Here is a 25004-nt window from a genome sequence, read left to right as displayed (position 1 = left end):
CCTACAATTCGAATTAAAGCTGATTGGGCAGTGTCAGATCCTTCGCCCAAGCTTGAAGCTTCTCCTTCGTCCATTCTTCGTTCTCACCCATGATGGAGTAGCGCAGTCCATTCTCGCTCCATGATATGTTCCGGATGCTCTTCATATACGAACCCTCGGTGTCCCGAACCTCAATCTTGGACTCATCAGGCAGCAGTGTATCATCACCATTTTCATCCGGCGCCTGGAATACCGTCAGACTCACTTCCACCTTGTTGTTGTTGACATAATACAAAGTCACTTCATCCCTGCCGAAATCTCCACTTGATGAATACATCTCAATCCGTGACAGTTCAAGCGCACCGTTCATATACTGCAGAAAGGGTTGTCCCAAAGCTTGTTCAGCTTCTTCCAGACTCACTTCCGAACTCTGGGTTAGATCATTCAGATCCTTCACATCAACCCCCTTGGGGATGTCGATCACGAACGTATCCTCAGAAAATTCAGGATCATATTGAATCGGATCATAGACCATTTCAGACTTTTCATCACCATATGTGCTAATGACTTTAACAATCATCCACGTTTTGGGGTCTACCCAATACTCGGAGGAGATGGATAATGTGCCTTCTTCTTTTGGCGTCAGTTTAATGTGAATGACATCCTGTCCGTGAAGCTTTTCCTGTCCCATCATATCCACATCATGGGAATCCCGCAACCGTTCCAGCTGATCCACCAGCATCTGCTTTTGAGTCTGTTCAGGCTGTTGTCCCAAGGCAGATACGTTCATCGAATAGGCCGTACCCGTCTCCTTTTCGTAAATGGTGATGTCCGTTCCGTTATTGACTGCGTAGCTTACGTTGCCATTCTCCTCTGTTTCTGTGCGCTTACGCCCTGTCTCTCCGTCGACCCATTCCTTGATGTGCATGGTGTGGTTCAGCTTGTCATCCGACCACACCTTCATGACACCTTCAGCGTAATACGAAGCGGGTTCCGTTTCTGCACTGACGACCTTCTCGATCATCTCATCACCAGACAGGCCGAGCATATCCTTCTCCGCACAACCCCCGAGCATTGAACCTGCAAGTATGGCCGTTCCTAGCATCATCCATCCTTTTTTCATCATACCACTCATCCTCTCTTATTTCGTTCAAAATCTCTACGTTTCAGGCAGTCGGCATGCTGCCAGCGTTCCGTATCCCTCGGATGACCACATGCGCATATCCCCTCCGTGCCTTATGGCAATCCGTTTGGCTATGCTCAATCCCAGACCCGAACCTCCTGCATAACCGTTCTCCTCCTGATTCTGATGTTGAACATAGGGCTCGAAAATGCGACCCAGCTGTTCTTCAGGAATAGCAGGTCCTTCATTTTGCACCAGGATCAATGTTGCCCCTGCTCTGTACTCATTCAGCTCCAAATCCAGCGAAGGCATGATCCATTCCGGCAGCGGCTGATCTGAAGCAATGACACCCAGCCCCATTACACCATTCGTCCTTGTGTGGCGAAGTGCATTGTTAATCAAGTTATCTGTCAGGCGCATCAGCTGTTCGGGATGAACCTGGTACAGGTGGTTTGTGCAGACAACCGTCTTCACGTCAATTTGTTCACGCTCGGCGAGTTCCCCATAACTCCCAAGAAGCATGTCGAAGAATTCTTCACCTTCCACCTCAACCATGGCCATCCCCGATTCACTGGAACCCAGCGCTGTATACATCTCAAGTTCACCAATCATCCGTTTCATCCGCTCCACATTACCAAACAGCACGTCCCGGTACTCCTGTCTCTCCAGTGGCTCTAAGGATGTATCAACACTAAGCGCCTCCGCATAGGCACTAATGGACATTAACGGTGTCTTCAGGTCATGAGACAGCGAGGCGACCATGAGCTCTTTCTCTTGCTGCTCCTTCTCCACCTCTGCCTGAGTCTGTCTGACTTTCTCCTGCATCGCATCAAATTGCTGCAGCAACGTACCCATTTCGTCACGACGTATCGGTACATCATTCATAGGAATTTCCCCCTGCGCAAAAGCATGCATTCTGCCCATCAGTTGTCTCATCGGGCGAAAAAGCTTTCTGGATAGCAGCCAGAGCACGGTGCCATATAACAGGATAAAGAAAACGGCGGCGGACCCAATGACCCAGGTTGTCCGAATAGAGATGCCTTTAAGCCACTCTCCACGGAGCATGGTGATTTCATAAATGCCAACCAGTTCGCCTTTTTCCCATACCGGTTTTTTCAGCGTAAACGTGCGATGACGAGTCTGCATATCGTACAGATCCCGATATAATTCCGAGCCCCTGACAGTATAAGCACCGGCAGACCAGGTATCCCCGCCAGATGTATACACCCGAATGCCTGATGGCAAATACAAATCAAAGTTCACTTGTTCATTCGCCAGTTTGGAGAGCGTAGCATAGGCATCAGCCGATTGCAGACGGTACAGACCCGGTTCAGATAATACCTGCTCAATAGGAGCCAGCCGTCCGGATAACTCCACATACTCCGTTACGGCAAGCTGTTCGTTATAGTAGTTGTACAGGGAGAATAGCGCCCAGCCTGCGGCGACAGGCAGCAGCATCACAATGAGAAAAGCAATCATCAACCAGTATTTCAGCTTCATTCCAAAGGATCCCCTACAAATCGGTATCCACTGCCCCATACAGTCTGAATCCAGCGTGGTTGGTGGGGCTCATCACCCAGCTTGGCCCGCAGGCTCTTCACATGGACGGTAACCGTGCCTGAGCTTCCCGCTACCGGCTGATTCCATACATGTTCATATAGTTCCGCCTTGGTGAATGCCCTGCCCGGATGAGAGGCGAGCAATGTGAGCAAGGCCCATTCCTTGTTGGTCAGTACGACATCTTCCCCATGAAGCTGCACCCGCTGATTCAATAGGTCGATCGACAACCCGTCGTTATATAGTTGATGGGTTGAGTCAGGCTTGTTGCCCTGATATCTACGGTATCTGCTAAGATGGGATTCAATACGGGCCGTCAGTTCCGCCAGGCTGAATGGCTTGGTAATATAATCGTCAGCTCCCAAGCCAAGACCTCTGACTTTGCTCTCTTCTTCGATGCGTGCACTCATCATGAGCAGCGGAACGTCGCTGATCAGTCTGATATTTTTGCATACCGTGAACCCGTCCATTTCTGGCAGCATCAAATCCAACAAAACCAGTTGGTAGGTCCCTTCTCTGAAATCTTCCCAGCTCTCCAGACCACTCGAAGCCCAAGTCACCCCGTACCCCTCACGCCGAAGATGGTCCATTAAAATGCGGGCAATTTCCGTGTCATCCTCCACCAGCAATATGTTTATGTTGTCTCTCATCGCTGTTTCATCCTCCCCATAACTGTATTGTAGTGAAGAATGTTCATCCCTCCGCAGAGTTTATACTTTCTTCATAAATGCGTTTCTTTGACATAAATACAGTAAAGCGTACGCAAAAAGAGCCCCCTGATCCCAGGACGCCCCCTCTTCCATTGGTTGACGCATGCTGTCGTTATGTCTTCATTTCTGATTACGAAATAGGCTATAGATCATAGAAGATTTGTTGATTCTGGATATATGGCCGGCAATACTTGCTGCAAAGCTTGGGCATCCGATCCTTCATCCACTCATGCCTGGACTCGTTTCCCATTTGGAAGGCAAAATAGCCAAACGTAAAGATCAGCATGAATCCTTCCATCAGCCTGATCTCTTGTTCCGTGAGCGGGGCCCTTTGTTTCGTATACCCGGACAGGAACACATCCCGTTCTTCCCGGTTGAAGATCAAGGCCGCACCTCCAGCATCAAAGAGATAGTAACCATAACCGTACAAACAGAAGTCTATCATGGAAATCCCCTGTTCCGTCACCAGCAAATTGCCCCGGGTGATGTCTCCGTGAATCACTCCCCATGTCTCCGCATGGTGGGGGTATGCTTCCAGCTGTTTGTTGATATTATCGAATGTCTCACGTATCAGTTCAAAATCTTCTGGAGTAAAAATGCTTAATCTAACGCCTTCCTCGAGCTGCCTGAGCATGTTCAGATTTTCCTTGATGCTGCCGTAAGATGGGCGAACATCGGTCTGGTCTGCCCGAAAAGCTGCCTCTTCCGATCCCTGACCAGAAGTCTCAGATGTCTTATGTACACGACCATACTGATGAAGCGTCTGCATCTGCTCCCCCAGGTCATGAATTTGCTCCGCAGTCAGTCGCTCTCCTTGCTGAATGTCTCTGCCTTCAATCCATTCCAGCACCGTGCAACAGATCTCTTCCCCACTTTCCGAGAGCCAGACCGTAACCCAATCTCCAGATGAATTACGAACGGGAATCTGAACACGTAATCCGGCAGTTGACTTCAATTCATGGAGAAGATTCATCTCCGCTTCCAGTGCCGGGCGTGTATGCTGAATCCCCGTCATGCTCGCAAAAGCAGCCTTATGTATACGCAGCAGAAACTTCTGTCCGCTTGCCTCATCAACGACTTGATACGTCAGGTTTTCATTGTGACGGATAAAAGAAACTAATGGATTATTCAAGGGGTAGTGTGTTATAACCTCAGCTGCCAAGTTGTCTAGCGATCGTTCATGGGGCGTCGCCACAGTTAACAACTCCTTCGGGGTTTATAGGTGATCGGTCTTCCATCGCTAATCCTTTGAATGTAAATCTGCAAACGTGAAAAGTCAGCGTAACTCTGGTTATCGTAGCATGATTGTTTTTACCATGGCAAACTCTACCATTATTAAAATATAAAAAGCATAACCCCAAACTTTGTCGTTTGGGTGTTATGCTTTCGTCTCTAGTTATCTTTTTTATTACACTCTATCCAATGCAATGCACTTCAAACTTCAATTAACCGAAACGTCCCATAATGTATTCTTGCGTCAAACGGTTGTCCGGGTTGGTAAAGATATGCTCCGTATCCCCATGCTCAATCATGCTTCCCAGGTAAAAATAAGCTGTGTAATCCGAGATGCGTGCCGCTTGCTGCATGTTATGGGTTACGATGACGATCCGAAGATCCTTCTTCAGCTCGGAAATCAATTCCTCCACTTTACCGGTAGATACCGGGTCCAGTGCAGATGCCGGCTCATCGAGCAGCAAAATTTGAGGATCAACAGACAATGCCCGAGCAATACACAGACGCTGTTGTTGTCCACCAGAGAGGGACAGGGCCGACTCGTTCAGTCTGTCCTTCACTTCATCCCACAGCGCAGCGCGGCGCAAGCTTTTTTCCACAATTTCATCCAGATCCTTCTTACCTTTAATACCGCGGTAGCGGGGGCCAAACGCGATATTGTTATAGATGGACTTATGAAAAGGATTTGGCTTCTGCCACACCATCCCGATTTTCTGGCGTAGTTTAATTACATCCGTGCCTGGCTCGTTCAAGTCTTTACCATCCATCCAGATGTGTCCCTCTGTGCGGGAGCCGGAAATCTCATCATTCATGCGGTTGAGGGACCGCAAGAACGTGGATTTCCCGCAACCTGAAGGTCCGATCAGCGCTGTTACACTGGCTTCAGGAAACGTCAGACTGATCTGCTTAACCGCCTGAAAATGTCCATAATATATGCTTAACTGTTCCGTACCGAAAGGTATGGCCATGTTGGTTCCTCCTTATTTCGAAGCTGTCATGCGGCGGTATACAACCCGGCCGATCCAGCGTGCACTCAGATTGAACGCCAGCACAAGAAGAACGAGCACGGCTGAAGCGCCTGCTGCCACTTCCTTGGAATCTGGCCCAATGCCTTCACTGTTGACTTTCCAGATATGAACGGCAAGTGTCTCTGCCGGACGGAACGGATTGAGCGGCGATCTTGGGCTCGTCGGATTCCAGTCTGTGAAGTCCAGTGGCGGACTGCTCATTCCAGCCGTAAACATCAGGGCTGCTGCTTCACCGAAAATCCGGCCGGAAGCCAGGATTGTACCAGTAATCAAGCTTGGCAGCGCCACCGGCAGCAGGATGGAGGTAATGATCTTCCATTTGGACAAACCAAGTGCCAGTCCTGCTTCCTTCTGTTCCTTCGGTACAGCCCGGAAAGCCTGCTCCGTAGTCCGCACCATGAGCGGTAAGTTGAATATCGCGAGCGCCATGGCTCCCGAGATCAGGGAGAAGCCAAGACCGAACGTATTAACAATCAACAAGAGACCGAACAAACCGATAACGATCGACGGGAATGAGGACAATACCTCGACAACCAACCGGATGAAACTTGTAATCTTACCTGGCTTAGCGTACTCCGCCATATAAATTCCTCCGCCCCAGCCGAGCGGAATGGTAATAATCAGGGTTAAGATCAGCAGGAAGATCGAGTTGAAGAGCTGTGGACCAATTCCGCCGCCACCTTTGAGCAATTGCGGTGCACTCGTCAGGAAGTGCCAGTTAATTTGTCCCACGCCCCGAAACAGGATAAATCCAAGCAAACCAAGCAGCAATACGACGATGAACAGGGCTAAAACAACAATGACAGACGTAGCAATTTTATCTACCGTTTTCGCCTTCATTTTCATACCCGGTTCCTCCTTTCGAGCAAGCGAACCAGAATAACGAATACAAACGTCATCACAAGCAATACAAGCGCCATACTCCAGAGTGCATTATTATGAACAGAACCCATCGTGGTATTACCCATACTCAGGGTGATTACACTTGTTAAAGTGGAAGCTGATTCAAGCAGGGATGTCGGTACATGCGGAGCATTACCAATAACCATCTGTACTGCCAGTGCTTCACCAAAGGCACGCGCCATCCCCAGAACGATCCCTGTCAGCAAGGCTGGCAGAACCGTTGGAATAATAACACGGTAGATCGTCTGCCAGCGCGTAGCGCCCAGAGCATAGGACGATTCACGCAAGCCTTTGGGCAGAGCAGACAGAGCATCTGCCATGATACTTGTTACGGTAGGCAGAATCATAACAGACAGAACCAAACATCCGGCTGCAATCCCGATGCCGGCTCCGCCGAAGATGCTGCGCAATAAAGGCACGATAACACTCAGACCGATAAAACCGTATACGACGGACGGAATACCGGACAACAATTCAATTGCAGGCTGTAGGATCTTTTTCCCTTTACCCGGAACAATCTCCGTCATAAAGAGTGCCGCACACAAACTGAGCGGGCTTGCAATCAGGGCTGCCAGCAGGGTGGTTGTGAAGGAACCGGTGATGAACGGTAATGCTCCATAGGCTGCTGGTTCTGACGATGGACTCCACGTTTTGCCGAACAGGAATTCACTCAGGCTTACGCCATCCTTAAAAAAGGTTGAGAGACCCTTGGACGCTACAAAAAAAACGATGGAAAACATGACAACGATCAATAACACGACACAAATCGACGTATAGATCCGTCCTGTCCACTCTTCCCAGAAATGTTTCTCTCTCAAGGGCCGGCGTGACTTCAACTTGCTGTTCATTACCGTTCCCCCTTCGGTCTGTTCCATAACAACCATCCTTCTATAATAGAGTAATGTAAAATATGGGATTATTTCAGTTCAAACCGCGCAAAGAGGCAGGACCTTAGTCCGCCTCTCTCGCTGTATGCGCAAGTTCAAAGATTATTGACTCAAGTTACCCGCTGCATCGCGTTTCACTTTCATACCGGATACCGGAATGTAACCCAGCTCCGTTACGTCGTTTTGTTGAATTTCGTCACTCAACATATAGTCGAGGAATGCTTTAGTCGCTGCATCCGGCTCACCTTTAGTGTACATGTGCTGGTAAGCCCATACTGGATATGTTCCAGCTTCTACGTTCTCAACTGTTGCTTCTACACCTTCGTATTTCAATACTTGCAAGCTGTCATCCAGGTAAGACAGAGCCAGGTAACCAATTGCTCCCGGAGTCTCGGACACGAGCTTCTTCACTGTACCGGAGGAATCTTCTTGAATGGATCCTTGGATATCTTCTACTTTCGTTCCCAGAGCGAAGTTCTCGAATGTTGCACGAGTACCGGAGCTGCTAGGACGGTTAACGATAACGATCGCTTGATCTGCACCGCCAACATCTTTCCAGTTTGTGATTTTACCGGAGAAAATGTCGATCAGTTGTTGCTTCGTCAGGTCTTCTACACCTGCATCTTTGTTGCTTACTGGCGCAATAGCTACAACAGCTACTTGGTGATCAACCAGTTCTTTTGCTTTTGCTTCGTCTTCCAGCTTCTCTTCTGCAAATACGTCAGAGTTACCGATTGTAGCTTGTCCGTCGGATACTTGAGTCAGACCCGTACCACTACCGCCACCTTGCACTTGAACTGTTACATTTTTATATTCATCAACTGCCATAAATTTTTGTCCAGCTTGCTCTACCAGAGGTTGCAGTGCTGTTGAACCAACAGCCAGGATGTTTCCGCTAAGCTCAGCAGCTGCTTCGCCTGATCCTGAACCATTGCTTGCGGCGCCCTCTGTACCAGCGTCATTTTTGGATCCGCATGCTGCGAGTACCAGTACGAACGTTAAGGTCATCAAAATAAACGGCAACTTTTTAAACATGTTTTGTTTTCCTCCCCCAATGTAGTGATGGCGTTTTGTGAATTTGTTTGTTCACCATCAACTCTTTTATCATTGTAGTTTCGGTATGTCATCTCAAAATCAATGTTTTGTAAACGCAATGTTAAAATTATGGGCGGTGTTTTGAAGTATATGGAAGACAAAGATCAACAATCGAGCGACCGTTCCCGTTCCGGATCGTTCTTCCGATCGCTGTATTGGCTCGGCCTCACGTAAATTACATAGTGCCACTACGCTGACAGAACAATCTTCCGATCGCTGTTATCCCCGGATTTCATTCATTTTTTCCCTTTGGTAAAAATCCGGTGATAAAGGCGAGCGCTTCGCTTCTACAGATTATTTCTGTCCTCTCCGTTCCAATGTAATGTTAAAAACTCCAGGCAGCAGGCGAATGCTTCGCTTCTTCAGAATCGATTCCGTCCCCTCCACTGCTTCGGTGTTGTTTGGTCGCTTCCAGACGTTTCAATCCACCGTCTGGGGGAGGTAAGAAAATAAAATAGACCAGCCAATAAAAGGCTGGTCTTGTTTAACGTCTTTTTGTAAATAATATTTAAACTTCATATATAGAAGAAAATAAAAAAACTGCCTCTCCTCAGGTGCATGGTACACCAGAGTGAAAGCAGCCTTTTACGAAAGATCAACCAACAATACTATTGACGAAATAAGATGGACTGGCCTATTTACACGAGAACAAAGAGTGCTGAACCAATCTGGAGAAGGTTTATACTAACCCATGATCCACAGCCATAATGCCAGTCCAGCCAGGGTGATTAACAATGTAGGGATCGTCAGGATCACACCTGTCTTGAAGTAATATCCCCATGTAATCTTAACGCCCTTCCGTGACAACACATGCAGCCACAACAATGTGGCCAGTGAACCAATCGGAGTCATTTTTGGACCCAGATCGGATCCGATCACGTTGGCATAAATCAACGCTTCTCGAACAATGCCTTCGGTGTGTGCCCCCTGGATCGCCAGTGCATTAATCAGGACGGTTGGCAGGTTGTTCATCACCGATGACAATACCGCAGCAATTAAACCCATGCCAAGCGAAGCAGCAAATAGGCCATGTTCTGCAATGGCATCAAGCCAGCGGCTTAGATGGTCTGTTAACCCTGCGTTACGCAGCCCGTACACCACGATATACATGCCTACCGAGAATACCACAATCGACCATGGCGCTTCCTTGACGACACGCTTCAGGTCAACCGCTTCGCTCTTGCGCGCCATCATGGCAAACAGCAGAGCGACTGCGCCAACGATAACCGATACCGGAATCGGCAGAAACTCACTGGAGATGTAAGCAACCAGCAGCAGCATAAGCATCAACCAGGCAATACGGAACATCCGCGGATCGCGAATGGCTTCCTTGGGGTCACGCGCAGCGGAGATCTCGTAGCACAGCGGTATGCTTTTACGATAAAACAGAAACAGCATTCCCGTACTCGCCACAATGGAAAACAGATTGGGAACCATCATCCGCGCGGCATACTCTACAAATGTAATACCGAAATAATCGGCAGATACAATATTCACCAGATTGCTCACAATCAGCGGCAGTGACGTTGTATCGGCAATAAATCCGCTTGCCATGACAAACGCAAGTACCATGCGTTCATCGAATTTGAGCGCTCGCACCATGGCAAGGACAATCGGAGTCAAGATGAGCGCCGCCCCATCATTGGCAAATAGAGCGGACACGGCTGCTCCGAGTAAAATGGAATAAATAAATAATCTGCGTCCGTTTCCTCCAGCCAATCTCGCCATATGAAGGGCCGCCCATTCGAAAAACCCGGTCTCATCCAGGATCAATGAAATCATAATAATGCCGACAAATGCCAGCGTTGCATTCCATACAATGGATGCCACATCGGCGGCATCATTCAGGCTGACGACACCACACAGCAGTGCCAGCAAGGCCCCGCCTGAGGCAGACCAACCGATCCCCAGTCCACGAGGCTGCCAGATCACCAATGTAACCGTCAATGCAAAAATTAGTATTGCTGCGTATGTCATAAATCCCCCTGTACCTTTAGCCTATCATTACTATTATAAATACACCGCAATTGAAGCGAAAAACCAGACGATATAGTTATACAGGGCAGCAGGAGGATTGTCTATCTTTATTTTTTATATGAATAGGTGCTCTCACCGGGTTACGCTTGATTCTTGTTTTTTGATGTTTCTTCCACCATCTTGAACATGCCCAGCAGTCCTTGTAACTGTTCCGCCATACTGTTCAGATGTGCCGAAGACGAAGCGATCTCTTCTACAGAGGCCAGCTGTTCCTCGGAGGAAGCCGAAACTGATTCCGTATTCGCAGCACTCTCCTGGGTTACGGTGGAAATATCATTCATGGCTCGCGCAACACGAGCCGCCCCATCCTCCAGCTGTTTCGTTGTTTGAGACAGATCATCAAGTGTGTGGGCCGCATCTTCAACGGCCTCCCGGATCTGGGCGAATGACTGTCCTGATGTGTTTACTGCCTGAATTCCGTCCTCCACTCGGGTTTGGGCAGCTGTCATGGCGTTCATCGCAGCATCCATGTCCAGGCGAATATTATGAACGAGCTCACCAATTTGTGCTGCCGAGCTGCCCGATTCTTCCGCCAGCTTCCGAACCTCTCCCGCTACCACGGCAAAACCACGACCCGCGTCACCCGCTCTTGCCGCTTCTATAGATGCATTTAATGCAAGCAGATTGGTCTGTTTGGATATGGACGCAATGATATCAACCATATTGCCAATCTCTGTGGACCGCGCATTCAGAGACTGAACCACCACTGCCAGTTGTTCCACCGTCTCCTGAATGCTGGCCATTTGTTCCATAGCCTGTCCTGCGGCTTCATTCCCTGAATAAGCTGCTCCGGATGTATTCCGCATATTCGCTGTAATGGACTGCATGCGTTCAGACATTATGCGAACATCTTCAGCCATACGGCCCATCTGTCCCGATCCGTCCGTTACACTTTTGACTTGCTGCTCAGCGCCTTCCGCAAGCTCCTGAATAGACTGTGTTGAATGCTCTATGGCTTTGGTTGTTTGCTCCGCACTTGCGGACAATTGCTGGGAGGAAGCCGATACTTGTTCCGTCGTTTCCTGCACACCCAGAATCATCATTCGGAGGTTATCTACCATACGTTCAAAATACTTGGCGAGTTCGCCTACCTCGTCTTTTCGTCCGGTTTCCATTTTGACCGTCAGATCGCCCTTACTCACCGCTCTGGCAGACTCTTGCAAACGCCGGATTGGACGCAGCATGGAACGCGTAAACCAGATAATAAATATCAGCGTAAGGAAAGTTGCAGCCAAAATAACGATTAACGTTGCCATACGAATGTCTTGGCTGGCATGGGACAGTTCACTTTTTTTCATCGTACCGGCAATTTTCCAGCCCGTTGCTTCATTGGTTGAGAAGATCATCATTTTGGATTCACCATTGTAGGTGTAATCAAACGTTCCTTCTTTGCCTGCGTACATGGGATCAAGTTCTGTGGACGTTTCTTGTGTACCGGATTCCACCACAGGTGAGGAGATATAGTTTTTCTCCGCATCCAGGATGATGACATATCCTTCCTTGCCCACCTTGATGGAAGCCTGCTCGCTAAGATCCGTCAGATCCAAGGACAACCCCACCACACCGGATTGATCCTCTAACGTTTTGGAAATAAAAACAACGGTTACTCCATCTGTATTCTTGGATACAGCCGAGACTGCAGGAGTTCCGGGGCTCTCCATTGCAAGTTTGTACCAATCCCGTTCCCGTGGGTCATAATTGGATCCCTCCGCACTGCCTGCTGTTTCTTTTCCCCGAATCATAATGCCATCTTCAGTTCCTACGAATATATTCATCGCATCAGGATGCAATCCCAAATATTGCTGAAGTTTCACCTCGGCCTCAGAACTGCCATTTTCCCTACTAAGCAAGTCCGTTCCAATCAAATCGGCAAAATAATTGATATCATGAATCTTCGCATTTACAAGGGTGTCAATCATTGAGTTAGTCGTGCTTACACTTTGTTTGGCACTATCCATCAGTTGGCCCTCCACCGTGCGATCCGCGATCATTAACGTAATCATCCCAATGATCAGACTGGGCACCAGTAATACAGCCAGAAACGATACCAGTAATTTATTGCGTATACTCCAGACGAAGCCCTTCTTCTTGTTCTTCTTTTTTGCTTTATTCTCTTTCTGTTTGGCTGGTTTGGCAGCACTTTTCGCTTTCCCTTGATCCAGAGCTTCACCCATCATGCTTCTCCCCCTAAAAATATGAATCTGTCTTTTTCTGTATGTAGGACCCTCTCCATGTCAAGCTAAACCCTTATTTTATAGACCTGAATGGATGTACAGGCTTATCTTTTATATCGGCTAAAAGTTCGTATTTATTTGATTGAAAAAAATGACATGACATATCAAACAAGCCACCCCGTTTATCCGAAGTGACTTGTTTATGTATTCTATTATCGAGCCTATGTATCTAGGCAGACGTTTGGCGATATGGACCCTGCGGCGGCTGAGCTGATGGTTTGCCAAAGTAGTATCCCTGAGCCAATTCAATGCCTATCGAACGACAAAAATCAAATTCCTCCATTCGTTCGATCCCCTCCGCGAGCACACGTCCCCCAAACCGGCGTGACATCTCGACAATATCGATAATTTGCTGTTGTTTGACCTGATCGGTATCACATTGATCGATTAAACTTCGATCGATTTTGACAAAATCCGGCTCCAACCGATTCATTAATTCAATGGTCGAATAACCGGCCCCGACATCATCCAGTGCAACCGACATTCCACGGGAACGATACACCGAGAAGATATGCTGCAGGATGGACATATGCTGGATCTGTTCCGTTTCCACCACTTCAAACACAAAATCCTTGGGATCCAGTGCCAGTCGCTCAATGGCTTCAAACGTATGGGTCAGGCAATATTCGGGATTGTATATAGAGGAAGGCAGGAAGTTGACAAAGCGTTTAACACCATGAGGCAAAAAAGCTGCACTTGTCTCGATCGCCGTAATCCTTGCGGTCCGATCCAAGAAGGAATGCAGACCAGTATCGCGGGCAACCTCAAACAAATCATAAGGACTAAATGGTACTCCATTATCGGCAGGTCGCAGCAGGAACTCGAATCCGATAATCTGTTCCCTTGCATCGACAATGGGCTGCATGTGACTGCTGAATTGATTGTTCAGAATGATAGACACCAGATCTGCATGCTTGAATCGGGATTCCAGCATCTGAGAACTAATCCAGCCTGTCGGAGCAGCTGTTTCATGGATCGGAGTTACCTGTACTGTAATGGACTCTGCCAGGGTCTTTTCGAGCTCCTGTATCTCCTTTAGCCAGTTGAGTACTGAATCAGAACTCGAATAAGCCATCCAAATTGCTTCTTCCGAATGTTCAACATGCACACCCAACGTTCGCAGCGCTTCCAGCAAAACAGGGGAAACGGGACGCAGATACAGAGTACCTTGATCCTCAATTGGATAGATTGGACTGCAGCCACTGCAATTCATGTAGAACCCCCTTGCCGGTATATGATTCTATTTCAATTAATCTTTACTGGTATATACCCAAAGTTTGTAAATATTATAGCATGGGTCATAAAATTAATCTCTACTGTTTTGATGACTTCCTGTATGAACGTTATTGCTGCAGTCTTAAACATATTTGCAGAAAAAAACCGACAGTCTGATGACTGTCGGTCTTCATTTTCCGCTTATTAATTATGAAGCGGGAATTACGATTTTCTGTCCAACTTTCAATTGGTGCACATTTGAAATTTTGTTGGTTGTAGCCAGCTTGCGCCAGTCCACACCATACTTCAACCCGATGCGGTACAGGTTGTCCCCTTTTTTCACCACATACACGACTTTACCGCCTGCTGGTTTCTCAGGTTGCGGCACAGGTTTAGGTGTTGGTGCTGGTGTCGGAGCAGGCGTTGGCGTTGGAGCAGGCTCCGTCGTACCCGGTTCTGGAGTTGCTGTCGCTTCTCCAGTCAGTTTCAAGCCATACTCAGCAAAACCGTCATCATTGGTACCAATGAAAGACATCGCAGGGTTTGCTTCAACCAGCCCTTTGGCATCCGGTGAAGATGCGAACACCACTTCAAGATCGTTCAGCGCTGCTGCAGTTACACTTGCCGAAGGCTTGATTGGCGCCAAGGACCAGTTGCCATCCGCTGCCGGATTGATCGTTTTGTTATCACGGATATAGTCAATGATCACTTGGCGATTCTCGTCCGGTGCAGCCAGAACGATACGTTTGCCGTCCGGATTGGCCAGTTTGGACGAGGAAGCACGATAGTTGTTCGTCGCCACGATGAACTTTTGCTCCGGATCAATCGGTTTGCCATTAAAGCTCAGATCTTTGATCCGGCTTGCCGATGCATTAACAACGGTTGCTTTTGCATCATATTTTGCTGGCTGTGTCACATCAATTTGATAGGTTACGCCGTCGATGACATCGAAGTTATACGTTGGGAAATCCATGTTGATCAGCTGCTGTTGTCCACCCTTGGACGGGTCGATCTGGTTGAACTGGCCTGCAGACCATTCGAGCCATTCCTTGATTTCGGCGCCGTTAACCAGAACCGCATGTACCGTATTTGGGTAAACGTACAGATCTGCTACATTCTTGATCGCAATAGTTCCTGCAGGGATGTTGGTGTAATACGAAGCACCTGAACGGCCGCCGGCTTTAAACGGAGCTCCAGCAGACAATACCGGGATATCTTCATATTCTGTTCCCTGCATATGTTTCTCCACATACCATTTCTGTGCATTTGTCACGATCTGAATGGATGGATCGTCCTGAACCAATGCGAAGAAACTGTTGATTGGTGCAGTCGTCTCTCCAACCGGGCCACGCACATATTCAAGTGTGCCTTCATGTTCCTCATGAACAGCATCGACGATCTCTTGGTCGGCATCAACAAGTGCCTTTTTGTTGGCAGTGTCATAGATTGGACGCGCCTCAACTGCGGAGTCCACCACATTCCATTTGCCGTCTACCAGTTCCAGATCCAGGTCGATGATCCCGAGGTGGTCACCCCAGAAACCTGGCTCAACGGAAGGAACACCGTTAATAGTACCCTTTTCAAGATCTACGCCTTTTTTGCCGGCAAAATCAGCACTTGGGAACACTTTGTGGGCATGTCCAAACAAAATGGCGTTAATGCCTTCCACCTGACTCAGGTATAACACCGAGTTTTCCATCAGATCCGTTTGAGGAATATCCTCAAAACCGGAGTGGGGAATCGCCACGATAATGTCTGCGCCCTCAGCCTTCATTTGCGGGATGAACTTTTTAGCGGTAGCGATAATATCCTTGGCAATGACTTTGCCTTCCAGATTAGCGCTGTCCCACTGCATGATTTGTGGCGGTACAAATCCAATGACACCTACCTTGATGGTGTGCTCTTTGCCACTTTCATCCGTTACTTTTTTGTCCAAAATTTCATATGGCGTGAAGTAGTTCTTGTCATTGGTTTCATCGTCGTCACCGTCATCCACATAGACATTGGCATTAATATAAGGGAAGTTCGCGCCTTCAAGCGTCATGTCCAGGAAATCCAAACCATAGTTAAACTCGTGGTTCCCGATGTTTCCTGCATCATAATCGAGCAGGTTCATTGCTTTATATACAGGGTGAGTCTCACCCTTTTGAAGTGGATCGATTTTGGCTACATAGTCTCCAAGCGGGTTACCCTGAATCAGGTCACCATTGTCGAACAGCAGGCTGTTTTTCGCTTCATCACGCGCTTTTTTGATCAGCGTGGCTGTTTTGGCCAAGCCATACTCATCCGTCTTTTTATCGGAATAGTAGTCATAGTTAATCAGATTGTCATGAATGTCTGTAGTTTCCATGATCCGCAATTTTACCTTGGCAGCATCTGCAGCCGATACAGGTACCGGAAATACTGCAAGCACGTTTAATGCAACCAAAGCGGCAGTCAGGCTCGATAATACTTTTTTGTTCTTTCTCAAAATAACCCCTCCCGGTTATGTACATTGAATCATGCCTTAGTATGCAAACGAATAGGCGCAGAAATAGGATAGATTTCATGGGTTGTGCGTACTGGAACCCCCGGTCTCTACCAGCAGAATTTCAGGTTAGTTTATCTCACATGAACATCTATTCATATCTGTGCGTATCGTTTACATTCCAAATCATAACGCAATGTGAAGCGGTTGAAAAGCATTATTTTTTACTTTATCCGCACATATGGAGATAACTTTACATAATCATGCGGAATTTCGACATTTTTCTCGCTATTTTTGTTAATATATAGTTTACGTTTGGTGTTAAATACGTATATTACACGCGGCTTACATGTATATCCAATTTCCCTTGTTCTTTTCCATAGAAAAACCGTGAAGCCACTTGGCATCCACGGTTAATATGTCCTTTTAGATATAGCTGGGGCCGATCATCCCTTCTACTCCAAAAGGTGCTTTATTGGGATTATGTTACTGTTCCCACACCTGATGTTCATGATCCTTGCCTGTGTATTCAATCCGAACCGGTGTAATATCCAAAATGACATAATTCGGATCGTTCGGACCGTCAAACCAGGCTTTCAGTTCATCATTCCATACTTCTTCGCGCAGGTTCTCATTTTTGGTCACTTCACAGGTTCCCTCAATCTCTACCACTTCTTTGGAACCACCTGCCTCGTAGCCGAGCAAAAGACTTACATTCGGGTTGTTCTCAAGCTCCTCCACCTTATGGGTACGGCGGTTCGTCGCCAGATGAATATTCATGCCATCGTTAAAAAGCGCCATATAGCGTGATTTCGGTTTACCATTTTCCACAGTGGAGAAGCTGCAAAAAGGGTTGTTTTCCAATGCCTTTACAATGTTTTGTTCCAGTTCAGTCTTATTCATGGGACATGCTCCTTCCGGTTTGGGGTTTGTTTTGATGAGCATATGGGCAATTGTTACGGTTACGGATCGTTCTTCCGATCGCTGTTGTCTCTAAATTTTCTTGATTTGATCTTTATAAGGTTATAATTCAGAGACAAACGCGACCGCTCACGCTTCTTCAGAATCGATTCCGTCCCCTTCACTACTCCCCAGCTCTTCAAATCTGGGATTGCTAGGCCAAGTGCATTAAATATGCTTATTAATCACCCGTCTTGTGGGCTTCCTCAGTTCTTCATGTTATCGCATAACCATCGGCCTGCTTATATAAGTTGTTGTGACATAAAAGCCTGTACTTATAGTGTACCCACCCCACCTATGGTGAATCCATGAATCTGTTCTTAAACGTGACAATATTGGAAGAATACTAGTTCAGATCCCCCAGGTAAATCCGTGATGGCAAATGCTTCAGCAGCAATTCGCCAATGGTTTTGGGGTACAGCCGGACTGAAGGCAGATCTTCAAGTGCAATCCACTCCACCGCGACCTGATGATCATCCGGATTGGAGCCTTCGAACACTGTCGCGCCTGCATCTTTCAGGGTGCATTCGAAATAAAATTCAACCTGGTGGACGTCTGCGTCCCACTCGGCAAATTCATGATTTTTTCCGATATACTCTCGGATATGCAGCAGCTCTCCTACCGTCACTGCCTGTCCAATCTCTTCCAGACACTCGCGGGCAACTGCATCCTTGAGTTCTTCACCCTTCTCCTGTCCTCCCCCGGGGAAAACATAGGCTGTACCGTATTGGTCCTCCAGTCGAATCACAAGTAAACGTCCGTCCTGTACAATGACCGCCTTAGCTGAGTTGCGTATGGGTTTCATCGTGTTCATCTACTCCTATTCATTTCATATGTATTGCCGATAGTCCGCCTCCGAACCACTCTTAAGGCGTTCCGGCAGCAACGAGGATCATCCCTTCAGCTTCAAGTCGTATGCGGATCTCCCTCGCAAAAAAAAGGGCATGCTCCCCATCACCATGTATACATATGGTCTCAGCCTTTAGGGGAACCTGTGCGCCTTCCGTGGAAACAACGATTCCTTCCCTCACCATACGCAGAACTTGGGCCAGCGCCAGTTCGGTCTGCTGAATAACTGCCCCGGCTTGACTGCGAGGTGTCAGTTTCCCATCCGAACCATAAGTACGATCTGCAAACACTTCGCTCACACTGCGCAAACCGATGCGATCCGCTGCCTGTATGAGCTGGCTGCCTGCTAGACCATATAAGTACAGTTCAGGCCGCACGTTGTAAACAGCCCGGGCAATAGCCTCAGCAAGCACCATATTCTCTGCAGCCATATTGTACAAAGCGCCATGTGGTTTTACATGATGCATACAACCACCGTATGATCGGACAAAGGCATCAAGCGCGCCAATTTGGTATACCACCATGTCATAGGCTTCCTGTGGTGTAATTTCCATACGTCTCCTGCCAAATCCCTGCAAATCCGGCAATCCGGGGTGGGCTCCAATTGCAACCTGATGTTCCAAGGCCCGCTCCACGGTTGATCGCATGGTCGCCGGATCCCCCGCATGGTATCCGCAAGCGATATTGGCGGAAGTAATCAGCGGCAGTACCGCTTCATCCCACTGCATTCGATATACACCATAACTTTCGCCCAGATCACAATTGATATCCACCGTCTTCATTAATGGTCCCCCGTTTCAATTAATCTTCTGCGGATGAATGCTGCACTCAACTGTAATTCCCGTTCCTGGTAAAGGAACAATTGCTGGGCTTTTTCGTGTGTAATTGGCTGAAAAGCTACCCGTGTCCCTGGCCTCGCCTGGGCCAATACGGGCAAATCCACCCGGACCACCTGAGCAATGACAGGATACCCTCCAATGGTTTGATGATCTGCCATTAATATGATAGGCTGACCATCTGCAGGCACCTGTACTGTGCCGTAAGTAACGGCTTCCGATAACCGGCTCAGGGGTTGTTCAAGCTCTAGCCTCGCGCCTTCCAATCGGTAACCCATCCGATCCGACTGGGGACCAATGACATATCGCCCCTTATAAAATTGCTCCAGACTAGCCCCGGAAAACCTGGAGTCATCCATGCCTGGCATAACACGGATCACAGGCTCAGCCTGATATGAGGGCCATTCCCTGCTTGATAGAAACCACGCAGCTGCCTTCATTGGTAATTTTTCCATCTTGGCCTGTCTCAGCAATTGATTGAGCATGGCTTGCGCTTCGGGAGAGGCCTCTCCCGTTGGCAACATATCTCCTGCACGCAAGGCACGGCCGTCCAACCCACCCATACCGGTTTTGAGATCCGTACTTCGACTTCCCATAATCTCAGGCACCACAATCCCCCCGGCAATCGCCAGATATGCCCTTAATCCAGATCGGCACTTTCCTAATTTCAATACACTCCCAGCCATTAGCGCGACCGGACGCCAGAGCGGAACCGGCTGGCCATCTACAGATGCCGACAAGTCCGCTCCACATAAGGCGATCAGCTGATTCTCTTGAAATCGAAGCTCAGGTCCCGTCATGGTCATTTCCAGCACGGCTGCACTACGGCAATTATTAACCAGCATATTGGCCGCTCTGGCGGCAAATGTGTCCATGACCCCGCCGGGATGAACTCCATGCCGTCGATACCCGTATCTTCCTTCATCCTGAACCGTGGACATCAACCCTGGGCGAATGACTTCAATCCTCATCCTTCGCTCTCCTTCCATTCCTTATAATCCTGCTCGGTAATCGGTTCAAAACGAACCCGATCACCTGCCTGGAGCAGGCTTGGCGGATCATGTTCGGGGCGAAACAGCGTCAGAGGCGTTCGTCCAATACATTGCCATCCACCCGGAGTGGCTACTGGATATATTCCCGTTTGCTCGCCGCCGATGCCTACGGTTCCAGCCTCCACCCGCAGCCTTGGAGTTGCCCTTCGGGGTGTAGCAATCCGTTTAGATAAACCGCCAAGATAGGGAAATCCCGGTGCAAATCCGATCATGTGAACCAGGTAATCCCCCGATGTATGGATGGCAATGACTTCATCTGACGTCAACCCATGTTCTTCTGCAACATGCTTCAAGTCAGGCCCAAATTCACCACCGTAGCAAACTGGAATCACAACGGTTCTGGCGTGATCATGTACCGATTCTTCCAGCATGTTTAACCGGGCTAATAACATAGTGCACACATCTTGATAAGGGGAAGATATTCTTGCTCCTTTTCCTGCCGTTGATACAGCAGTCGATGCAATAATGAGAGGATCATAGAACAGTGCGACTGATGCAAACGATGGCACCAACTCGAGCATGCCCGGAAAAGGATTTTGTTCCAGTAAAGTACAGACCGAGATCACTCTGCGATGAACCTCATCCGATATCGTTTCTCCACACCGAATCATCACTCCAGCCTCACCCAGTGGAGACAGCATCTTTTCTGTCCACGAATACTTGGTTTTGCTCATGTCATCTCCCCCCTTGCCGGCAAGTTTAATCACATTCCGTTCTATTTCGGATTTAGATGCATACTGCAATTATACAGTTCACATGCCCAAGCTCCGGCTTTCTTTTCAATCCGGGTAATTGAAGTGTTGGACAACTTGGTACTAATATCGAGGGCAGGGACCAAGCCTCTGAGGGTATTCCGCAGAATCGCCCCATGACTGACTACAATCACTTTGCCATCAGGGTGCGCCTTACAAATATCCTCGATCGCTGCACTTCCGCGCACAGTTCCAGCCTCTGCAGCTTCCCGTCCCAGCTCAAGGCTGCTCCAGTCCGCGCCCCATTTGGCTATACGCTCTGCTTCCGTTGTTCCTTCCACTTGTCCACCGCCCATCTCACGTAACCTTGAGTCCAGGTGGATCTCGTTAATCCCCAGCCGCTGTCCAATGATCCTTGCCGTCTCACCTGCACGCTCCAAGTCACTCGCATATATCGCATCCCACGACTCTGTACTCAGCCTTTCAGCAAGCAAAACGGCCTGTTCTCTTCCTTCCTGATCCAGAGGATTGTCCGTCTGTCCCTGAGACCGCTTTTCCTTATTCCACGCTGTGCTTCCGTGACGTATTAATGCAAACTGTGTCATAATGTTCCTCACTTTGTTCTGTAATAGGCGTTTAATTCATATTTATCGATCAATCCTTGTCTAACTCATCCTCGGTAAAATGCCTGCGCGCTTTCGGCTTGGCAAATTTGCCGCCATTGTATACTGCGGATCCATTCCTTGGAATGGAAAGGCTGTTCCACGGTGTTTCTTTGAGCATTTTGGCCGCGTAGATGATCTGCCCCACATGGTATGGATAATGCGCCAATTGCCGTGTAATGGCCTCCATGAGGGTATGTCCTTCGTTGCGGATGTATATGTTATGTGAGAGTTGTTCCGGTGTAAAAGAACGAATGGCATTCAGCAAACAGTTCCAGCCTTCTTCCCATTTGTCCAGCAGTTCTTCACGGGTGGAGATGTCATTCACGAATTCGGCATCACGCTCCCGCCATGACTTTTCTCCATCCGTTGTGAGCACGTCCGTCCAACGGGATAACATATTGCCCCACAAATGCTTCACAATGACAGCAATGCTGTTGGTGTCTTCATGCCATGCCTGAAATAATTGCTCGGTCTCAAGCTGTTCCATTGCCTTTTCTCCGAGCTGTTTATAGTATTGAAATTGCTTCTCGGCTGTCTCCAGAAATGCCTGGTTCATATTCATATCCAATATGCCAACACCTTTCTGTATCAATGATCGCGTTTCAGGGATTGCATTACTCCGGAAAAGAAAGTACTCCCTCTTTATTGTGCTCAAAAGGAATAACCTTCTGCACCGCATCCAGATTAAGCTCTCCATAAATATGAGGGAACAGTTCATTCAATTCATACAGGTCTTCATATACAAGTTCAGGCTTCAATGCTTTCTCATCAATACCGAGCAATAGCAGATCCGTTCGCCCGGCGTAGTATTGTGCAGCTACCCATGGAATTTGCTCCTTGGTGGAACAATGAATGAATCCATCCGTCTTCAGGCTGTCTGGTGCGTACACGTTCTCCTTGGATACCTGCTCCCATACCGACCGGGAAATAATACTGTAGATCATTGTTCCGCCTCCTTATTATTTCTTCTATGTACTCTGTGCATCATTGAACGTATTATAGATCATCCCGGATACGGGAGTACAATTTCTGATCCGTGAACACACCTTTGATCTTCAATTGTTTGCGAAGCAAGCCTTCATATGACATGCCCAGTTTCTCCATAACCCGTGCTGATCCAATATTGCCTGCGTTGCACCTGCCTTCCAGCCGGTTGCAGTCCAATTCCTGAAAACAATAATTGACGATGGGCTGCATCGCTTCCGCAGCAATCCCTTTGTTCCAGTGGGCGCTGGCAATGGCATATCCCAGATCAGCACTCTGCATCAATTCATTAAAATGAAAAATCCCTCCTCGACCTATCAGGCGCCCGTTATCTTTCAGAACAAATCCCCACAGATATACGAACTTCTTCTCATAATTGTCCAGTGCCCGTTGAATGTATTGAACAGACTCATCCACCGTCTCATGACAGTTCCACAGACTTTGTGCACTCACTCTTGGATCGGAGGCAAATGCAAAGTAATCCTGTGTATCCTCCAGCGTAAGACGTCTCAGCCTCAATCTCTCGGTTTCGAATTCTGGTGACTCGGCAAACAGCTTTTCGATATTCATATTAACTCCTCCTATTGCTCAGGAAATAATGGTCTATCACAAACATGCACATAATTCCTACCGTGTACCTGATTAGATCTACCACAAGAAATCCGCGTCCCAAGATCAGAGCTCCGAACATCGTTGAACGCAACTCATTAAGCCAAGGGGTCTGGATCATTTGCGAGAACTCGATCGCCGAGCTGAATATTACGCCAAACATGATGGCCCAAACCCTGCTGCGACTGATCCAAATCATACGTATCCCGAAATAGACCATGCCTGCCCACAACGCGTCACCAGCATGTTCATGCAAGAAAACAGGCAGCATTCCCCCAAAATGCCGGGAGGCTAACCCGGCTGCCATTGTAATTACTGCGGCAATAAGATACATCAATCTTCCTCTGATCAGCATCACCTTCCTAGATGGTTGAATTCCAAATGTACTCTTACACAGGAGCCTGTTATTTAGCCGCCCTCCCTTTTGATCGGACTTCAAATGGTAGCCTGTTTTGTACTTTTTATATGCACTTTGCTTCATGCCTTCAACCCGGGTGCACAGCAGGCAATCAACCTCTGGGTGACTTCGAATTTTTGTATCTAAAAAGGGGCGTATGTCTACGCCCCCTCTGCTGTCTATTGCTTTAATAAAAAATAATGGTGTCAATCACTATTGTTAATGAAGCTTTATTTTACCGTTACCGGTATCGTCACTTTCTTGTTGTTCCATTTGGCCGTTATGCTTGTTTTTCCTTTGCCCACAGCCACAACTTTGCCATTCGTTATTGTAGCAACACTTGGTTTCGTACTGCTCCAGACTGCACTGTTTGTAACAACCGACGTTTTACCAGTGTCATATTGTGCCATGACCGTCAGCGTAGTGCTTCCCTGACGGGATAATACAAGCTTCTTTTGACTTGGAATCAGTTTTTTGAGCAGCGGAACAACAGTAACTTCTGTCTTTATTGTCTGATTTTGATAGGTTCCTGTCAAGGTCGCCTGACCTTCCGCCAGTGTTTTGACCGTCCCATTTTTAACGGTTGCCACCGCATTATTCGATGAAGTCCAGGTCACCTGCTTCGAGAGATTAATGGTTTTTCCATTCGCATATGTACCAATAACCTTAAGTGCTTTGGATTTCTTGATGTTCAGCTGCAATGCAGTAGGTGTTACCTCGACTTTGGTAATAATGTCAGTGATAGCGACTGGTACTTTAACGGTTTCCGAGCCGTATTTGCCTTGTAACAGCACTCTGCCAGGCGTATTGCCTTTGATCTTTCCATTTTCAAGCACTGCCAAATCATTCGATACCGTCCATACGATCTCTGACGTAACATCTTCTTCTTTGCCGTTCGCACGTACAATGTTGACTTTGGGCAGCGTGCTTTCACTGCCTTTGACAAAACTGTAGGATTTGGGCGAGGCTTTTATGCTTTTGATTTTCTCGGAAACCTGAACAAGGATCTGGGCCTTTGCTCCATCGACCTCGGCATATATGGTTGCCTCACCAGCTGCTACCGCCTTTACTTTACCCTTCACAAGGGTTGCAACGGCTGCATTACTCGTAGACCACGTGACACCTGCAGTCACATCCTGCTTGTTATCAAACCCTTCCACTTCAGCCATCACCTTAAGCGCAACGGTCTGTGACACACTTAACTTCTGCGGACTGCTGTTGGTAATTTCAATGGAGGTCACATCCCCCGCAGCCGCCAGAATGTGTGACGGAGCCAGTACGGTACATACTATGATGAGTGCAAGCAATCCTCGAAGTGTTATTTTGATTCTGTTCATTTCAATCTCCCATCTCCTATAATCCAATATTTTACTTCTATTATATTATATCGGAGATTGGATGCATAATAATGAATATTATAGCAATAAAATGATAAAAGGAGTGAGATTCGGCAAAGAATACAGGTGAACTATGGAACATATAGAACTGGCAG

23 protein-coding genes are annotated in these 25004 nt (G+C 47.8%); all 23 read right to left on the bottom strand.

The features are described from left to right. Positions 1–13: 13 nt before the first annotated feature. The 23 genes from AAIH57_RS24835 to AAIH57_RS24725 all read right to left on the bottom strand — a co-directional run bounded on the left by AAIH57_RS24835 (position 14) and on the right by AAIH57_RS24725 (position 24849). On the bottom strand, positions 14–1105 hold the full coding sequence (locus AAIH57_RS24835) for a LolA family protein (protein ID WP_430023390.1): 1092 nt from the start codon (positions 1103–1105) through the stop codon (positions 14–16). Positions 1106–1138: 33 nt separating this feature from the next. Next, positions 1139–2602 carry an ATP-binding protein gene (locus tag AAIH57_RS24830; protein WP_430023389.1) on the bottom strand — a complete coding sequence of 488 codons (1464 nt, stop codon included), beginning with the start codon at positions 2600–2602 and terminating at the stop codon, positions 1139–1141. Beyond that, positions 2599–3309, bottom strand: a complete 711-nt coding sequence (locus AAIH57_RS24825; protein ID WP_175395824.1) for a response regulator transcription factor — start codon at positions 3307–3309, stop codon at positions 2599–2601. The genes AAIH57_RS24830 and AAIH57_RS24825 overlap by 4 nt, the downstream gene beginning before the upstream one ends. A 202-nt stretch (positions 3310–3511) precedes the next feature. Further along, entirely contained in the window at positions 3512–4564 is a 1053-nt protein-coding gene (locus AAIH57_RS24820) for a phosphotransferase enzyme family protein (RefSeq protein ID WP_430023388.1), read from the bottom strand. 250 nt (positions 4565–4814) lie between these two features. Beyond that, the gene (gene pstB, locus AAIH57_RS24815; RefSeq protein WP_175395826.1) at positions 4815–5570 is read right to left on the bottom strand and encodes a phosphate ABC transporter ATP-binding protein PstB; all 756 of its coding nucleotides are present in this window, start codon (positions 5568–5570) and stop codon (positions 4815–4817) included. Positions 5571–5582: 12 nt separating this feature from the next. Then, positions 5583–6470, bottom strand: a complete 888-nt coding sequence (pstA, locus tag AAIH57_RS24810; protein WP_175395944.1) for a phosphate ABC transporter permease PstA — start codon at positions 6468–6470, stop codon at positions 5583–5585. Positions 6471–6472: 2 nt separating this feature from the next. Next, positions 6473–7408 (bottom strand): phosphate ABC transporter permease subunit PstC, encoded by a 936-nt coding sequence (gene pstC / locus AAIH57_RS24805; protein ID WP_246310863.1) that lies wholly within the window; start codon positions 7406–7408, stop codon positions 6473–6475. A 114-nt stretch (positions 7409–7522) separates the two neighbouring features. Further along, on the bottom strand, positions 7523–8455 hold the full coding sequence (locus tag AAIH57_RS24800) for a phosphate ABC transporter substrate-binding protein PstS family protein (RefSeq protein ID WP_430023387.1): 933 nt from the start codon (positions 8453–8455) through the stop codon (positions 7523–7525). A 744-nt stretch (positions 8456–9199) separates the two neighbouring features. Continuing rightward, a complete protein-coding gene (locus AAIH57_RS24795; protein WP_430023386.1) occupies positions 9200–10492 on the bottom strand; it encodes an arsenic transporter in 1293 nt (430 codons plus the stop codon). Between the two features lie 140 nt (positions 10493–10632). Next, entirely contained in the window at positions 10633–12729 is a 2097-nt protein-coding gene (locus AAIH57_RS24790; protein WP_430023385.1) for a methyl-accepting chemotaxis protein, read from the bottom strand. A gap of 226 nt (positions 12730–12955) precedes the next feature. Further along, complete coding sequence (locus tag AAIH57_RS24785) at positions 12956–13999, bottom strand: EAL domain-containing protein (protein ID WP_430023383.1); 1044 nt, start codon at positions 13997–13999, stop codon at positions 12956–12958. Between the two features lie 210 nt (positions 14000–14209). After that, positions 14210–16471 carry a bifunctional 2',3'-cyclic-nucleotide 2'-phosphodiesterase/3'-nucleotidase gene (locus tag AAIH57_RS24780; RefSeq protein WP_430023382.1) on the bottom strand — a complete coding sequence of 754 codons (2262 nt, stop codon included), beginning with the start codon at positions 16469–16471 and terminating at the stop codon, positions 14210–14212. Positions 16472–16954: 483 nt separating this feature from the next. Then, positions 16955–17371, bottom strand: a complete 417-nt coding sequence (locus AAIH57_RS24775; protein ID WP_095291705.1) for a pyridoxamine 5'-phosphate oxidase family protein — start codon at positions 17369–17371, stop codon at positions 16955–16957. Positions 17372–17774: 403 nt separating this feature from the next. Continuing rightward, complete coding sequence (locus AAIH57_RS24770) at positions 17775–18233, bottom strand: NUDIX domain-containing protein (RefSeq protein ID WP_430023381.1); 459 nt, start codon at positions 18231–18233, stop codon at positions 17775–17777. 61 nt (positions 18234–18294) lie between these two features. After that, a complete protein-coding gene (locus tag AAIH57_RS24765; RefSeq protein WP_430023380.1) occupies positions 18295–19059 on the bottom strand; it encodes a 5-oxoprolinase subunit PxpA in 765 nt (254 codons plus the stop codon). Then, the gene (locus AAIH57_RS24760; protein ID WP_430023379.1) at positions 19059–20084 is read right to left on the bottom strand and encodes a biotin-dependent carboxyltransferase family protein; all 1026 of its coding nucleotides are present in this window, start codon (positions 20082–20084) and stop codon (positions 19059–19061) included. The genes AAIH57_RS24765 and AAIH57_RS24760 overlap by 1 nt, the downstream gene beginning before the upstream one ends. Further along, the gene (gene pxpB, locus AAIH57_RS24755) at positions 20081–20839 is read right to left on the bottom strand and encodes a 5-oxoprolinase subunit PxpB (protein ID WP_175395834.1); all 759 of its coding nucleotides are present in this window, start codon (positions 20837–20839) and stop codon (positions 20081–20083) included. Before pxpB ends, AAIH57_RS24760 begins: the two co-directional genes overlap by 4 nt. Positions 20840–20880: 41 nt before the next feature. After that, the gene (locus tag AAIH57_RS24750) at positions 20881–21462 is read right to left on the bottom strand and encodes a histidine phosphatase family protein (RefSeq protein WP_430023378.1); all 582 of its coding nucleotides are present in this window, start codon (positions 21460–21462) and stop codon (positions 20881–20883) included. Positions 21463–21511: 49 nt separating this feature from the next. After that, the gene (locus tag AAIH57_RS24745) at positions 21512–22084 is read right to left on the bottom strand and encodes a DUF1572 family protein (protein WP_430023490.1); all 573 of its coding nucleotides are present in this window, start codon (positions 22082–22084) and stop codon (positions 21512–21514) included. 52 nt (positions 22085–22136) lie between these two features. Beyond that, entirely contained in the window at positions 22137–22466 is a 330-nt protein-coding gene (locus AAIH57_RS24740) for a DUF952 domain-containing protein (RefSeq protein WP_430023377.1), read from the bottom strand. Positions 22467–22518: 52 nt separating this feature from the next. After that, complete coding sequence (locus AAIH57_RS24735) at positions 22519–23076, bottom strand: GNAT family N-acetyltransferase (RefSeq protein ID WP_175395838.1); 558 nt, start codon at positions 23074–23076, stop codon at positions 22519–22521. A 1-nt stretch (position 23077) separates the two neighbouring features. Next, on the bottom strand, positions 23078–23470 hold the full coding sequence (locus AAIH57_RS24730) for a DUF2809 domain-containing protein (protein WP_430023489.1): 393 nt from the start codon (positions 23468–23470) through the stop codon (positions 23078–23080). Positions 23471–23742: 272 nt separating this feature from the next. After that, a complete protein-coding gene (locus AAIH57_RS24725; protein ID WP_430023376.1) occupies positions 23743–24849 on the bottom strand; it encodes an Ig-like domain-containing protein in 1107 nt (368 codons plus the stop codon). Between the last annotated feature and the right edge of the window lie 155 nt (positions 24850–25004).

Source organism: Paenibacillus sp. MABNR03, from assembly GCF_050455445.1.
Taxonomy (GTDB): domain Bacteria; phylum Bacillota; class Bacilli; order Paenibacillales; family Paenibacillaceae; genus Paenibacillus; species Paenibacillus xylanilyticus.
Note: the sequence above shows the minus strand (reverse complement) of the source record. Positions and strands in the feature narration are given on the sequence as shown.